A 15,141-nucleotide genomic window follows, 5' to 3' on the forward strand; every position below is an offset into this window, starting at 1 on the left:
CCTGCCGTGCGCTGACAGCGAACAACCCCGCCAGGACACCCGTTTTGCCCATGGGTGTGACTAGGCTGGGGCGCATACAAAAGTGAACTTTCGTCATACTTTCTGCAAGGAGCGAAGTTGAGTTCGGAAAACCCCAATCACAGAGACTCGGTTTACGAGCGCCTGCTGCGCGAGCGCATTATCTTCCTGGGCAGCCAGGTTGATGACGACATCGCCAACGAGTTGTGCGCCCAGATTCTGCTGCTGTCCGCAGAGGATCCGACGCGCGACATCAGCCTGTACATCAACTCCCCGGGTGGTTCCGTCACCGCGGGCATGGCAATTTACGACACGATGAAGTACGCACCGTGCGACATCGCTACCTACGGGATGGGCCTGGCGGCGTCGATGGGGCAGTTCCTGCTCTCCGCAGGTACGAAGGGTAAGCGCTATGCTCTGCCGCACGCTCGCATTATGATGCACCAGCCTTCCGCAGGCGTGGGTGGCACCGCAGCCGACATCGCCATCCAGGCGGAGCAGTTCGCTTACACCAAGCGCGAAATGGCGGAGCTGATTGCGGAGTTCACCGGCCAGACGGTGGAACAGATCACCAAGGATTCCGACCGTGACCGCTGGTTCACCGCGGAGCAGGCTAAGGAATACGGTTTCGTCGACCACGTCATCACCTCTGCGAAGGAGAGCTAAGACATGTCAGAGATGCAAATGCCAGAAATGCGATACATCCTGCCGTCGTTCGTGGAGCACTCCAGCTACGGCGCGAAGGAATCCAACCCCTATAACAAGCTGTTCGAGGAACGCATTATCTTCCTGGGTACTCAGGTCGACGATGCTTCCGCTAACGACATCATGGCGCAGCTGTTGGTACTGGAGGGGCTTGACCCCGATCGGGATATCACGATGTACATCAATTCTCCCGGCGGTTCTTTCACCAGCCTGATGGCGATCTACGACACTATGCAGTACGTCCGTCCGGACGTGCAGACCGTATGCCTTGGCCAGGCTGCCAGTGCAGCTGCAGTGCTGTTGGCAGCCGGTACCCCCGGCAAGCGCGCGGCTCTGCCCAACGCTCGTGTGCTGATTCACCAGCCCGCCACCGGTGGGGTACAGGGTCAGGTTTCCGACCTGGAGATCCAGGCTAAGGAAATCGAGCGTATGCGTAAGCTCATGGAGGAAACGCTGGCTCGTCACACCGGCAAGTCCGCCGAGCAGGTGCGCATTGATACCGACCGCGACAAAATCCTGACGGCCGAGGAGGCCAAGGAATACGGCATCGTCGATCAGGTTTTCGACTACCGTAAGCTCTCGGCACAGAAGTAGCACTCGCCGCAATTTTTGTGGTGACGCCCAGAGGCACGCTACGAAAAGACAACCCTACGTGGGGATTCTGGACTAGTTCTGGATTCATACACGTAGGGTTCACTCTTTATTAAGCGAGCCACTCTAGCGTTTTCTGTGTGGAGAATCGAAAGAAGTTTAATCGTCGAACTGTCCTCGGAGGCCTGCTAGGTACTGCGGCTGGGTTTGCAGGTATTACCGCAAACTCCCGCGCCATTGCTCGCGCTCAGGTTGGATCGGCCACGGGTTCATTGGGACCGTTGAGCTACACCGGCTCTTTGCAGGGGAACGACCAATATCTCGGGACGAACAAACTTCCTAAACAGGTGGTAACTGATGGCACCGTGCCCGTCGACGATTACCCGGGTTGCACTCCCTGGCCGTTTATCCACGGTGTGTCTTCCGGAGATCCACTGCAGGATCGAGTGATCATCTGGACTCGCATTACTCTCGAAGAACGTGACCCGGATGGTGCGCCGGGTGCAAACCCCGCAGGCGCCGAACCGAAGGTCGCCTGGACCGTTTCGAGGAATCCGGAAATGACGGACGTGGTGGCGTCGGGAACCCAAAAAGCAGTCGCAGCGCACGACTGGACCATTAAGGTCGACGTCACCGGGCTCGACGCTGAAACGACCTACTATTACCAGTTCAGTCACGATGGTAAGAACTCGATCATTGGGCGAACCCGCACTGCGACAAAGCCTGGTTCCTCTGAGGCTCGCCTGGCCGTAATGAGCTGCACCAGTTATTGGTCCTCCTACTGGACAGGGCTGCAGCTGCTTGCAGATCGCAACGACGTGGACTTGGTTATACACCTTGGCGACTACCTTTACGATTTCGTCGATGGTAATGAGGCTGTGCGCTCGCGCGTGCCATTTAGCCATCTCACACACCCCGATAACCGCGATTGGAAGAATCTCGATGAGGTTCGACGCCGTTACGCCCTCTACCGCTCAGATCCCAAGTTTGTAGCCGCACACCAGCAACATCCCTGGATGATCGTGTGGGACAACCACGATGTAGATCCCAACTACGGCAACGAACTAGAGGTCCCTGAGATCCCAATTGAAGAGACCGTCACGCTCGAAGACACCTGTCGGGCATTTTGGGAATGGACTCTTTCGCGACCGGTGAAAGCCGACGGTAGCGGCGAGTTTCTGCTGGTGGACGACGGAAGCTACCCAGAGCCAGAGGACGTTACCCTCTGCTATCGCAGCCTGGACTACGGGGACTTGCTATCTATTTCTGCAATCGATGCGCAGCTGGGACTGCCCCGATACGGGCGCGAGTTGGACAACTCGCACCTGAGTCATATCAAGGTTGGCGCGCCAACGCTGCTGGGGAAGACTCAATTCGATTGGCTATCAGAAGCTCTCCGAGGTGCGGAGAATCGTGGTGTGCTGTGGAAGGTCATTGCTAATCAGGCGTGGTTATCGCCGATGGATACACCCGACATTGTGGAAGGCTCCACAGGCGCTACCAAGGCTAAGTTTGGACTGAGTCGGTGGTCGAAGTATCCGGAGGAGAAAAAAGCGATTGTGGAGCTGTTGCGCCTAGATGTACCGAACTCCGTGATGGTCTCCGGAGATGCACACGGCAACCTCGGGTCGGACATTCTTTCGGCCTCCACTCCATTCAACCCGTACTACCCGGGGCCGGCGGGTAACAATCGCCGTTCCGGTGCACAGCAGGGCAATCGGAACGCAGGCGCGGTACGTATTGCGACAGGGAACAGTGCGCGGACGAATGCCCGTAAGTACTCCGCAGGTGTGGAATTTGCACCTAGCTCCATGGGGCGTGGTGGAGCAGATGACGCGATCGCGGGTGCCCTCCCGGTTGGGTCTGCAACTGTGGTAACAGCTACTCGTGCAGCGGAGCAGGCTCTGCTGAATCTAAATCCATCCGCGCAGTTCATGGAGTGGGCAGATCACGGCTACGGCATTGTGCACCTAACGAGAGAGTCCGCCATTTTCGAATACTGGTGGCAGGATAAGTTCAACCCGCGTGCAAACGACGTTCTGGGGCATCAAATGATTGCTTGGGCGCACGACGACCGGTCTTCTCACCCACCGCGTTATAAGCAGCAAATTGATGCGATAACGCTACACGGCTTGCCCGTGGAGCCCACCCGCGGAACTCGTCAGTCTGCGCAGGCTCCGGCTGCCGAGACAGTGCGGATGAACCCGCAGATAGACTAGAGGCAGGAGACTCGCGGGGCTTGAAGGTTCGAAGCGAATTTGGCGTGGCGCTGTAGAGTTGAAGGCCTATGAGGGTGCTAACCTAGCTGTCCCCCAAGTTCCCCTATCCAAGAAAGCCTGATAACCCACATGCCTGAAAGCGCAGAGCTCCTGAAGTGCTCTTTTTGTGGAAAGAGCCAAAAACAGGTTCGCAAGCTGATTGCCGGCCCTGGTGTATACATTTGCGATGAATGTATCGAGCTTTGTAACGAGATCATCGAAGAGGAACTGCTTGCAGTCGACCCCACTGAGGGGTCGGCAAAGCTGCCGAAGCCTGCCGCCATCGCAGAGTTCCTCGATAACTATGTGATCGGCCAGGACGAAGCCAAGCGCACCCTGGCTGTGGCTGTGTACAACCACTACAAGCGCATCCAGGTGGAAGAGTCCAACGCTGCGGCGCGTCGCTCTGACGATGAGGTGGAGCTAGCGAAGTCCAACATTCTCATGCTGGGGCCTACTGGCTCGGGCAAGACCTATCTGGCGCAGTCGCTCGCCCGCATGCTCGATGTGCCTTTCGCCATCGCCGACGCCACCAGTTTGACCGAAGCTGGCTATGTCGGTGAAGACGTAGAAAACATTCTGCTGAAGCTTTTGCAGGCCGCTGATTTTGATGTAGCAAAGGCACAGCGTGGCATCATCTACGTCGACGAGGTGGACAAGATCTCCCGCAAGTCGGAGAACCCGTCCATCACCCGAGATGTTTCGGGCGAGGGAGTGCAGCAGGCGCTGTTGAAGATTTTGGAAGGCACCGTTGCCGCTGTACCACCACAGGGTGGGCGCAAGCACCCGAACCAAGAGTTCATCCAGTTCGATACCAAGAACGTGCTGTTCATCGTGGCCGGAGCATTCTCCGGACTGGAGAACGTCATCGCCGAGCGTCGCGGCAAAAAGGGTCTGGGCTTCGGCGCGGAGATCAGCGCAAAGTCTGAGGAAGACCCAAATCCGTTCCAATTTGTGGAGCCGGAGGACTTGGTGAAGTTCGGCCTGATCCCTGAACTGATCGGTCGCCTGCCGGTGCTGACCCACGTTGGCCACCTGGACGAGGAAGCTTTGGTTCGCGTCCTGACCGAGCCGAAGAACTCCCTGGTACGTCAGTATCAGCGTCTGTTCGAGATGGATGGAGTGCGCCTGACTTTCGAGGAAGACGCACTACAGGAGATCGCGCAGAAGGCTCTAGCCCGCGAAACCGGAGCCCGTGGCCTGCGCTCCATCATGGAGACATTGTTGCTCCCGACTATGTTCAGCATCCCAGAGGATGAAGAGACCGGTGAGGTCATCATCACCGGCGCCTGCGCACGGGGCGAGGCAGAGCCGACACGGCTGAGCCATGAAGAAGTGGCGAAGCGGGATAAGAAGAGCGCCTAGTCGTGATAGAGGTCTGATGACGCCGAGGGGGCATCATCACCCTCCCCATCTTCGTCCCGCCAATCGCGGTACAGGGACGCGGCAACGGAAGAACCGATCACCGAAGAATGGGACGCGTGGGTGTAGGACGTGCCCTGGGCCGTTGGCATCGTGGTGGTGAGGAAGGCAATAACCGCGTCACAGGTAAGCCTTTGCAGTCCAGCCTCATTATCGGCAGTGGTGGAATCCATGCCGTAGAGAGCGTGGAAGGTCGCCCCTTGGGTGACGGCGAAAGAACATAGCGAAGTGATCAGCACATAAGTATCTTCCGCAGACACTCCACTGCGGAAGGCACCGATATCGTGGCCACGCATGAGCACACGGTCGATGTGCAGCACGACAGGGGAATCCTCTAATACGCCGACGCGGTGTACGAGCTGCGGATCACCTAGCAGGTTCTCCGCGACAATGAGGCGCACCGCATTGGGGTGAGTGGCGAACCGGGTGTAGGTCGCGCCGACCAGGTTTCGCATTTCACGAACGGGAGAGCGATCCATCTCCGGATTGTCGTAGCCATTGAGCGGCACTGGCCAGATGGAAGAATGTGCATATCGTAGCGCTTCTTCGAAAAGGCGATCGGGGGAACTGAGCAACTCACACGTTGGCGACAGGCGGGCTGCCTGCGCAATGGCGGCCAAGTGCTGGGGAGTAAAGGCAGCACCGACCCGCACAGCGATGTTTACTGTGGCGTTCATGGCCTGGATGTACTGCTTGTCGCCGAGTCCATACCAGGCCGCAGAGGCGGGGAGGTGGGGCTTGTTTTGCACCTGAATAGTTTATCTGTGAAGGGAGTGAAACTGCAGCGACGTGTACCGAGAACTGGCACGTGCGGGGGTGGTTTGCGGTGCTTGCGTAGCGCCGAGGAGGACGAGTCCTGCAGCTGTCCGGGTGGGTTATTACAGTGGGAAGGGATTAGAGAACATCTTCGAAAGCACTCTTAAGGAGCCCCGCGTGACCACCAATAACCAGAACGCCGTCACTGTCACCGTTACGGGTGCCGGCGGTCAGATCGGCTACTCCCTGCTCTTCCGTATCGCCAAAGGTGAAGTATTCGGCGATCGCGTGGTTAACCTGCGCTTGCTGGAGACCGAGAGCGGTGTGCAGGCAGCCCGTGGGGTAGCTCTGGAACTGTCGGATTGCGCCTACCCGCTATTGGGCGAGGTCACCATCACTTCGGATATCAACGAAGGCTTCAAGGGAGCTAACGCGGTGTTCCTGGTGGGCGCCAAGCCACGCCAGAAGGGCGAGGAGCGCGCTGATCTTCTGGCTGCTAACGGCAAGATCTTCGGCCCACAAGGCAAAGCCATCGCCGAGCACGCAGCCGATGATGTGCGCGTGATCGTGGTTGGTAACCCGGCGAACACCAACGCCGCCATTGTTGCCGCTCACGCGAAGGGGCTGGACCCACGCCGTGTGACTGCCCTCACCCGCCTCGATCACAACCGTGGTCTGGCGCAGGTAGCGGAGAAGCTAGATGTGGCCGTACGTGACCTGAAGAACATGATCGTGTGGGGTAACCACTCCGCCACCCAGTTCCCCGACGTGGCCGAGCTGACCCTGAGCGGCGAGAAGATTGCTGACAAGCTGGACGAGTCCTGGGTCGATGAAGAGTTCATTCCGCGCGTAGCCAAGCGCGGTGCGGAGATCATCGAGGTACGCGGACGCTCCTCCGCAGCCTCTGCTGCTAACGGCGCACTGGATCATATGCGCGATTGGGTGAACGGCACTCCTGAGGGCGACTGGGTTTCTGTCGCATTGCCTTCCGACGGTTCCTACGGTATTCCAGAAGGTCTCGTGTTCTCCTTCCCTTGCCGTTCCGTTAACGGTGAGTGGGAAATCGTGCAGGGTCTGGAGATCAGCCCGGCTCAGCAGGAGCGTATTGATGCGAACGTGAAGGAGCTGCAGGAAGAAAAGGCTGCGGTAGAGGCTGCTGGCCTGCTGTAGTTTCACGAACCAAACTTTTTTGCGCATATCGCCACCTGGCCTGTTGGTCGGGTGGTTTTATGTTAGGCATGACAGCCCCCACTTACCGCCCTGATCCCACCGACCACACCGACCGCCCCGCGCCGGTCCATTCCCAACTCCTCCAACAGTCTCTGTTCAGCCAACTCACCGCCCGCGCCGGGTGGCTGCTGCCGGGGATTCCGGAACCAATTCTGCGGGTGCTGGGCACTCGCACCAACTCCGACGGTGATCGTCTGGATGCTGATGTCCGTGCGTCGATCCTGACCCTCAACCTGATCCACCCCGATGACTACTCCAAGCAACCAGTAGACAAGACCCGCGAGGTCGTGGAGAGTTCCGCCTACCTGGGTGGCGGGCATGTGCCCTCCGTCGGCTCGGTTGTGGAGGAACATATCCGCGGCGTGCGAGTCCGCCACTATCGACCCACCGGCGCGGCCTCACCGGAAGTGGAGCTGCCCACCCTGGTGTACTTCCACGGTGGCGGCTGGGTCGTTGGTTCCCTCGATTCCCACGATTCCACGTGCCGCTGGCTTTGTGAACGAGCCCGCGTGGCTGTGCTCTCCGTTGACTATCGTCTGGCTCCGGAACATCCTTTCCCCGCCGCGCCCGACGACTGCTGTGCCGTGGTTGAGGCGGCGATGGTGGGGGAGGTTAAGGGCGTCAATAAGAAAAGGGTGGCCGTCGGCGGCGATTCGGCAGGAGGCAACCTCGCCGCAGTGGTGTGCCTGCGCCGCAAGCGGGAAGGGGCGGAGCAGCCGCGGGCGCAACTGCTTTTTGTGCCGGTGACGGACCTTTCGACACTCGATACCCCTAGTTATCGCGAGTTCGCCAAGGGGTACTTCCTTACTCATGTGCATATGCAGTGGTATCGCGATCAATATCTGACCGACGAGGCACAGCGTAGGGATCCGGATGTTTCTCCGCTGCTGGCTGACGATGTGAGCGGTCTGGCTCCGGCCTATGTTGCCGTCGCTGGGTTCGACCCGCTGCGTGACGAAGGTGCGGCTTACGCGGAGAAGCTGCGGAAGGCAGGTGTGCTGGTTTCTTTCCGACGCCACCCCGGCCTGATCCACCCTTTCGTGAATTCTACGGGCGTATGGCGCAATGCGGGGCGAGCACTGGACGAAGCGGCGGGAGTGTTGCGGGCGGCGCTCGAGATGTAGGCGGGGTGTACGACGTGTCCGAGCCGTCTACTAGACTTGGCTAGCGTGAGTGACTCCAGTTCTAAGGCAAATGGCTCTAACACGATTGGTGCTGACCGCTCGGCACAGCTACCTGCGGCATGGGACCCCGCCGCGGTAGAGGAAAACCTGTACCAGGGGTGGGTGGATTCCGGCTACTTCAAGGCTGACCCTGCCAGCGATAAGCCCCCGTTCAGTATTGTGCTGCCACCGCCAAACGTGACTGGCCAGCTGCACATGGGCCACGCGCTGGACCACACGCTGATGGATGCGATGGCCCGCCGTAAGCGCATGCAGGGCTTTGAAGTTCTCTGGCTCCCGGGTTCCGACCATGCAGGTATCGCTACTCAGACCAAGGTAGAGGCTAACCTCAAGGAATCTGAGGGTAAGGATCGCTTCGACTACGGCCGCGAGGACTTTATCGACAAGGTCTGGGAGTGGAAGGAACAGTACGGTGGCGTGATCCAGCGCCAGATGCGTGCCATTGGTGATTCCGTGGACTGGTCCCGCGAGCGCTTCACGTTGGATGATGGCCTCTCCCGCGCCGTGCAGACCATGTTTAAGGAGCTTTTTGACGCCGGCTTGATCTACCGTGCGAACCGCATGGTGAACTGGTCTCCTGTGCTACAGACCGCAATCTCTGACATCGAGGTCGTGTACTCCGAGGACGAGGGTGAGCTGGTGAGCATCCGCTATGGCTCTCTGGACGATGCCGAACCACACGTGATTGTTGCGACGACGCGTGTGGAAACAATGCTGGGTGACGTGGCCGTAGCTGTGCACCCAGAGGATGAGCGCTATGCGGATCTGGTGGGCAAGAGCCTGCCACACCCGTTCCTGCCGGATCGCCAGATGATCGTGGTTGCTGACGATTACGTGGACCCCGAGTTCGGTACCGGTGCCGTGAAGATCACCCCGGCACATGACCCGAATGACTTTGCGATGGGGCAGCGCCACGACCTGCCGATGCCGGTGATTATGGACGAAACTGGTCACATCGCGGGCACGGGCACCGAGTTCGACGGCATGGAACGCTATGAAGCGCGAGAGAAGATTCGCCTAGCACTTGAAGAGCAGGGGCGCATCGTGGCACGTAAGTTCCCCTATGTGCACAGTGTGGGGCACTCCGAGCGATCCAAGGAAGCTGTGGAACCGCGCCTGTCCGAGCAGTGGTTCGTCAAGGTGGACGAGCTGGCAAAGATGTCCGGCGATGCAATCCGGTCTGGCGATTCGGTAATTCACCCAGCCTCCCAGGAACCACGCTGGTTCGACTGGGTGGATGACATGCACGACTGGTGTATTTCTCGCCAGCTGTGGTGGGGCCACCGCATCCCGATCTGGTACGGGCCGAACGGCGAGATCGTGTGCTGTGGTCCGGATGACGAAGCTCCGACGGGCGAGGGATGGCGTCAGGATGAGGACGTGCTGGACACGTGGTTCAGCTCCGCTCTGTGGCCGTTCTCCACGATGGGTTGGCCGGATAAGACCCCGGAGCTGGAGAAGTTCTATCCTACCAGCGTGCTGGTGACGGGCTACGACATCCTGTTCTTCTGGGTTGCGCGCATGATGATGTTCGCCACCTTTGCCTCCAAGCACACTACTGAGGTGCTGGGCACGGGCAACGAGGGGCGCCCGCAGATTCCGTTTAAGGATATTTTCCTGCACGGCCTGGTACGAGACGAGCATGGCCGTAAGATGTCCAAGTCCTTGGGTAACGGCATTGACCCGATGGATTGGGTGCGCGATTACGGTGCGGATGCGCTGCGCTTTACCCTGGCTCGTGGTGCTAACCCGGGCTCTGATCTGCCGGTAGGCGAGGACGCGGCACAGTCTTCCCGTAACTTTGCCACCAAGTTGTACAACGCCACGAAGTTCGCGTTGATGAACGGCGCGCACGTCGGCGAGCTGCCCGCCCGCGAGACCCTAACGGATGCCGACCGCTGGATTTTGGACCGCCTGGAGGAAGTACGCCAGCTGGTCGACGATGCACTGGATCGCTACGAGTTCTCCCTGGCCAACGAGAACCTTTACCGTTTTGCTTGGGGCGAGTTCTGTGACTGGTACCTAGAAATCGCAAAGGTGCAGATCCCGCGCGATTGGGATAGCGCTACGCAAGAACAAGTGCAGCGCGGCATTAATACTCAGATCGTGCTGGGACGAGTACTGGATGCGGTACTGCGTCTGCTGCACCCCGCCATGCCTTTCGTGACCGAAACGCTGTGGAAGGCGCTGACCGATGGGGAAGAGGGCTACTCCGATTCCCTGGTCACCGCCGAGTGGCCAGGCGTTGATCTGACCAATGGGGGCGTAGAGACGGATGCCGCTGCAGTACGCCGCATGGCAGATGTCGACAAACTGGTCACGGAGCTGCGTCGTTTCCGCAGTGATCAGGGCGTGAAACCATCCCAGAAGGTACCTGCTGCGCTGGACTTCGCCGCTGCCGACTTGGTCGAATTTGAAGAAGCCGTGCGTTCCCTGGTGCGCCTGGAGACCCCTGCTGAGGGATTCGCGGAGACGGCCTCCATTGAGGTGCGCCTGTCTCAGGCGACCATTGCGGTACAGCTGGATACCTCCGGCACCGTCGACGTGGCTGCCGAGCGCAAGCGCCTGGAGAAGGATCTGGCGGCTGCACAGAAGGAACTCGACAACGCAGCGAAGAAGCTGGGCAATGAGAACTTCCTTTCCAAGGCGCCGGAGAAGGTCGTCGAAGGCATCCGCGAGCGCCAGCGTGTGGCGCAGGAAGAGTTCGATCGCATTACCACCCGACTGGAAGGCCTGCCACAGGCATGACCGAAGAGACAACTGGGGAAAACTACCCAGATGAGGTGACCCTCGACGAGGCCGGCCTGGCCCTGCCCCTCGACCATCTGGGCGCCGATGAGGCTGAGGAGGCGTCAACCCCAGAAAGGCCCATCACCCCCGACGACCTTGCGGCTTTGGCAGAGGTCGATGCGGAGCTGAACCAGCGTTGGCCCGAGACGAAGATCGACCCGACGCTGGAGCGCGTGGAGTTGCTGATGGATCTGCTTGGCCACCCCGAGCGGACGTTCCCTGCGATCCATGTGGCCGGGACGAATGGCAAGACCTCCGTAGTGCGGATGATCGAGTCTCTGATGCGGGCGTTCCACCGCCGAACCGGGCGCACCACCAGCCCGCATCTGCAGATCGTGACTGAGCGCATCGCCATTGACGGCCGCCCGATGCACCCGCGCGACTACGTGGACACGTGGCGTGACATCCAGCCGATGGTGGAGATGGTGGATGCGAAAAGCCAAGCCGAAGGCGGTCCGCAGATGAGCAAGTTCGAGGTGCTCGTGGCCATGGCCTATGCGGCCTTCGCCGATGCTCCGGTGGACGTGGCCATTATCGAAACCGGCATGGGTGGACGCTGGGATGCGACCAACGTGGTGAACTCCGATGTCGCAGTGATTACGCCCATCGGCCTGGATCACATGGATTACCTGGGTGACACCCTCGAGCAGATTGCAGGTGAGAAGGCCGGCATCATTAAGACCCGGTGGGATGCTGATGACCTGCTGACCCCGCCGGATAACGTGACCATTGTTGCGGAGCAGGAGCCCGAAGCGATGCGCGTGGTTTTGGAAGAAGCCGTAGCGAAGGATTCTGCAGTAGCCCGCGCTGGCAGCGAATTCGGTGTGGTATCCAGCCGCATTGCCGTAGGCGGTCAGAGTCTGACGATTCGCGGATTGGCTGGCGAGTACGAGGACATTTTCCTGCCACTGTCTGGTGAACATCAGGCGCGCAATGCTGCCGTAGCGCTGGCGGCAGTGGAGGCTTTCTTCGGCGCCGGTGCGAAGCGTCAGCTAGATGTGGATACGGTGCGAAAAGGTTTCGCTTCCGTCGCCTCGCCCGGCCGTCTTGAGCGGGTGCGTTCCACCCCGAGTGTATTTATTGACGCCTCGCACAACCCCCACGGCGCGAAAGCGCTGGCGGCGGCGATCGACCGCGACTTTGAATTTCGCAAACTGATCGGCGTGGTGGGTGTGCTAGGGGACAAGGACGCCCGGGGCATCCTCGCTGCACTCGAACCTGTGATGGACGAGGTTGTGGTGACCGAGGTGAACTCTCCGCGCGCGTTGCCTGTGGATGTGTTGGCGGAGTATGCGCGTGACGCTTTCGGCGAGGAGCGTGTGCACGTAGCTACCAACCTGCCGGGTGCCGTGGAGCTGGCTACGCAACTGGCCGAGGATGACGAAGATGGCGTGCTGTCTGGTGCAGGCGTACTGATCACTGGCTCGGTGGTGACCGCTGGCGAGGCGCGCACGCTATTTGGCAAAGAGCCAGCCTAAGGCGTTCGACGCGGCGCTGCCGAGTTCCGATTAGGTCTTGCTGGGTCTAATTGGGTCTAATAGGGCTGACGGCTTAAGACAATTATGAGTGCGTCAAAAGAAGAGCGAGCAAGGAGCTGCAGAAACCGTGGCACAGAACTCTCACAAGCGCAATAAGGCTGATGAGCAGGGCGAGTACGGCCCACTTGGTCCCGGCCAGGCGCCGGCCAACGATCCGCTGAAGGGTCTGCGAGGAGTCATGGCCGGCACTCACATCATGGAAGCCATCGTGATCCTGCTGGTGCTTACCGTAATTACCCGCGTAGATGCTGGTGCCTCGGCCACGACGTTCAATATGGTCTACGTGATCGGCTTGGGAGTGGCCATGATCGTCGCGGCTTTCCTGCAGAAGCTTAAGTGGGCGGACTGGTTGAATATTGGGTTGCAGGTGTTAGCTGTTGCGGGCTTTATCGTGCACCCGGCGATGGGCGCCATGGGCGTGATCTTTGCCCTGTGCTGGTGGTACATCTACCACCTACGTTCGAACCTGATGCGGCGTATGCAGCGTGGTTTGCTGCCTTCGCAGCACCTCGACGAAGAAGGAAATGTGCGGCGTCCGGCTACCCCCGCGGACTGATCTTCATGACGCCACATTTGCAACAGCTTTAACATCCGCAACACTCACCTGGGAATACCCTTAGAAGGGGGTAAGGTGTCCACTACCCCCGAATGTGGTTTATTATGCGGGCATGACGTTGACGCGCCGTGCATTCTTCCGCTCTTCCACCGCCCTTGGTGCCGCAGTTGGTGGCACTTTCCTCTTCGCTAACCGCAACAACATGGGGGTCTTTTCCTCCGCCGATAACACCCACCCCGCCGAAGTACCGACCCCAAGTGAGCCAGAAGCTTTCACGGGGACGGGAATCGGCGTCAACCAAAAAGGCCAGCTTCCCGGCGGTACCGGGTACCTCACGATTACCTTTCCACCCGCTGCGCCTGAGGGGGCGCAGGCAACCCTGCGCTTCGAGTTCGCCGGCGGGCGCACCGAGGATCGCCCTGTACATGCTGAGGCGCACGACCGCGAAGATGATTCTGCGCTGAAGTCCGATCCCGTCGAACTGCCGGAGGGTGCTACCGCCGTGTGGCTGCCCGGTGAGGAAAACGACCCTGCAACGCGCTTGCACCTACACATTGTGGAAGCCCCCAAGGGGCAGGAAGAGCAGATCTTTGGCGCTGGAATTGCGCCTTATGCCGCGCCGATAAATCTGCCCTCTAATCCGGCGGAGCTGCAGAGCAGCCTGGAAACTGGCGCTGCGGGTGTAGCGGGTTCGCTAGCCCTGGCGGGAACCATCGCTGGCATTCTTGCCTCCAGCGGGTTGGCAGTTCCGGGATTGCCCGCTCCGGGTGCGCCTGCCGGTGGTGGAGCGAATGTCATTGATGGCCTGCGTGTGGTTTCTCGCCGCGAGTGGGGTGCGAATGAAGCGCTGATGGGGTGGACGCCCCGCTTCACTCGCGCACAGCTGATTACCGTGCACCACACCGCAATGGCCACCCCGGCCAACGGTGATTACGCTGCGAATGTCCGCAGTATCTATGGTTTCCACGCCTCCAGCGCTAACGGCGGCCGTGGCTGGGGCGACATCGGTTATCACCTGCTGATCGCCCCCGATGGCACCGTGTTCCAAGGACGTTCCACCGGTATGGATGGCCAGGCTGTATTCCAACCGGGTAGCTTGGGCGGTACGCCAATGTCGGTCACCGCAGGTCACGTGTACAACGCGAATGATGGAAACATTGGTGTGTGTTTGCTCGGTAACTTTATGACGCAAACCCCGACCCCCGCCGCCATCAATTCTCTCGTGCGGGTTCTGGGGCACCTGTGCCGTGGCTTGCGTCTGGATCCACGTGGCAGCGTGCGTTATGTAAACAATGCCGCCCGCCTGAATCTGACGCGCCGAACCATTACGGGCCACCGTGACTGGGGTGATGTATCTACCGCGACGGCGTGCCCGGGTGACCGTGCGTACGCGCTGATGGATCAGGTGCGCAGTCGTGTTTAACGCTGCAGGTGTCGCACTGCACACGGGGTGGCCATGTGTAGAATTGCTGACATGACTGAACGCACTCTGATTCTGATCAAGCCCGATGGTGTTAAGAATGGCCACGTGGGCGAAATTATCTCTCGCATCGAAAAGAAGGGTCTGAAGCTCGTGGAGCTGGACCTGCGTACCGCTGATCGTGAGACCGCGGAGAAGCACTACGCCGAGCACTCCGATAAGCCTTTCTTCGGCGAGCTGGTGGACTTCATCACCTCTGCTCCGCTGGTAGCAGGCATCGTAGAGGGCGAGCGCGCCATCGAAGCTTGGCGTCAGCTGGCTGGCGGCACCGATCCAGTATCCAAGGCCACCCCTGGCACCATCCGCGGCGACTTCGCACTCTCTGTTGCGGAGAACGTTGTTCACGGCTCTGACTCCCCGGAGTCCGCAGAGCGCGAGATTGGCATCTGGTTCCCGAACCTGTAAACAGCAGCTTGCAAAGAAACCGCGGACGCAATCGCATCCGCGGTTTCTTTTATTCGTAAGAGTTAAAGGTCACAGGGTAGATTGTGGGTTAAGTAAAGAAAAGTGTGTCTTTTCCGGGCGTGTTGCGGTTATTTGATCCAGCCTTTTTGGATGCCGAGGTTGTGTTGGTAGCTGGTGTCGATGGCGGTGTCGTATTCTGCTGGTGCAC

Annotated in this window: 12 protein-coding genes; 11 read left to right on the forward strand and 1 reads right to left on the reverse strand. The window is 59.7% G+C overall.

All coding sequences use genetic code 11. The annotated features are described in order from the left end of the window. The first annotated feature begins 117 nt into the window (after positions 1–117). The 4 genes from AC05K6_RS09940 (at position 118) to clpX (ending at position 4,937) form a co-directional block, all read left to right on the forward strand. A complete protein-coding gene (locus AC05K6_RS09940; protein ID WP_293791439.1) occupies positions 118–684 on the forward strand; it encodes an ATP-dependent Clp protease proteolytic subunit in 567 nt (188 codons plus the stop codon). 3 nt (positions 685–687) lie between these two features. Next, positions 688–1,317, forward strand: a complete 630-nt coding sequence (locus AC05K6_RS09945) for an ATP-dependent Clp protease proteolytic subunit (protein WP_005296507.1) — start codon at positions 688–690, stop codon at positions 1,315–1,317. A 137-nt stretch (positions 1,318–1,454) separates the two neighbouring features. Continuing rightward, positions 1,455–3,533: an alkaline phosphatase D family protein gene (locus tag AC05K6_RS09950; protein ID WP_476728448.1), complete on the forward strand. Its 2,079-nt coding sequence runs from the start codon at positions 1,455–1,457 to the stop codon at positions 3,531–3,533. Positions 3,534–3,662: 129 nt separating this feature from the next. Beyond that, a complete protein-coding gene (clpX, locus tag AC05K6_RS09955) occupies positions 3,663–4,937 on the forward strand; it encodes an ATP-dependent Clp protease ATP-binding subunit ClpX (protein WP_293791437.1) in 1,275 nt (424 codons plus the stop codon). On the opposite strand, the gene AC05K6_RS09960 is transcribed toward clpX, so the two are convergent. Continuing rightward, the gene (locus tag AC05K6_RS09960; RefSeq protein ID WP_476728449.1) at positions 4,934–5,743 is read right to left on the reverse strand and encodes a hypothetical protein; all 810 of its coding nucleotides are present in this window, start codon (positions 5,741–5,743) and stop codon (positions 4,934–4,936) included. The genes clpX and AC05K6_RS09960 overlap by 4 nt on opposite strands. A gap of 184 nt (positions 5,744–5,927) precedes the next feature. Here AC05K6_RS09960 and AC05K6_RS09965 point away from each other — a divergent pair, with 184 nt between their 5' ends. The 7 genes from AC05K6_RS09965 to ndk all read left to right on the forward strand — a co-directional run bounded on the left by AC05K6_RS09965 (position 5,928) and on the right by ndk (position 14,933). Beyond that, positions 5,928–6,920: a malate dehydrogenase gene (locus tag AC05K6_RS09965; protein WP_476728450.1), complete on the forward strand. Its 993-nt coding sequence runs from the start codon at positions 5,928–5,930 to the stop codon at positions 6,918–6,920. 68 nt (positions 6,921–6,988) lie between these two features. Then, the gene (locus tag AC05K6_RS09970) at positions 6,989–8,104 is read left to right on the forward strand and encodes an alpha/beta hydrolase (RefSeq protein ID WP_476728451.1); all 1,116 of its coding nucleotides are present in this window, start codon (positions 6,989–6,991) and stop codon (positions 8,102–8,104) included. 36 nt (positions 8,105–8,140) lie between these two features. Further along, on the forward strand, positions 8,141–10,912 hold the full coding sequence (locus AC05K6_RS09975) for a valine--tRNA ligase (RefSeq protein WP_476728452.1): 2,772 nt from the start codon (positions 8,141–8,143) through the stop codon (positions 10,910–10,912). Further along, the gene (gene folC, locus AC05K6_RS09980; protein WP_476728453.1) at positions 10,909–12,432 is read left to right on the forward strand and encodes a bifunctional tetrahydrofolate synthase/dihydrofolate synthase; all 1,524 of its coding nucleotides are present in this window, start codon (positions 10,909–10,911) and stop codon (positions 12,430–12,432) included. The genes AC05K6_RS09975 and folC overlap by 4 nt, the downstream gene beginning before the upstream one ends. A 127-nt stretch (positions 12,433–12,559) precedes the next feature. Next, a complete protein-coding gene (locus AC05K6_RS09985) occupies positions 12,560–13,048 on the forward strand; it encodes a DUF4233 domain-containing protein (protein WP_434824887.1) in 489 nt (162 codons plus the stop codon). Between the two features lie 112 nt (positions 13,049–13,160). Continuing rightward, positions 13,161–14,471 (forward strand): peptidoglycan recognition protein family protein, encoded by a 1,311-nt coding sequence (locus AC05K6_RS09990; RefSeq protein WP_293791429.1) that lies wholly within the window; start codon positions 13,161–13,163, stop codon positions 14,469–14,471. A 51-nt stretch (positions 14,472–14,522) separates the two neighbouring features. Continuing rightward, entirely contained in the window at positions 14,523–14,933 is a 411-nt protein-coding gene (ndk, locus tag AC05K6_RS09995) for a nucleoside-diphosphate kinase (RefSeq protein WP_293791427.1), read from the forward strand. Positions 14,934–15,141: the final 208 nt, after the last annotated feature.

Source organism: Corynebacterium sp. TUM25020, assembly GCF_056388495.1.

What these genes read in the sequence shown, in the direction of transcription:
- clpX (WP_293791437.1), top strand. Translation starts at nt 3,663, where the DNA reads ATGCCTGAAAGCGCAGAGCTCCTGAAGTGCTCTTTTTGTGGAAAGAGC.
- AC05K6_RS09945 (WP_005296507.1), top strand. Translation starts at nt 688, where the DNA reads ATGTCAGAGATGCAAATGCCAGAAATGCGATACATCCTGCCGTCGTTC.
- ndk (WP_293791427.1), top strand. Translation starts at nt 14,523, where the DNA reads ATGACTGAACGCACTCTGATTCTGATCAAGCCCGATGGTGTTAAGAAT.
- AC05K6_RS09970 (WP_476728451.1), top strand. Translation starts at nt 6,989, where the DNA reads ATGACAGCCCCCACTTACCGCCCTGATCCCACCGACCACACCGACCGC.
- folC (WP_476728453.1), top strand. Translation starts at nt 10,909, where the DNA reads ATGACCGAAGAGACAACTGGGGAAAACTACCCAGATGAGGTGACCCTC.
- AC05K6_RS09990 (WP_293791429.1), top strand. Translation starts at nt 13,161, where the DNA reads ATGACGTTGACGCGCCGTGCATTCTTCCGCTCTTCCACCGCCCTTGGT.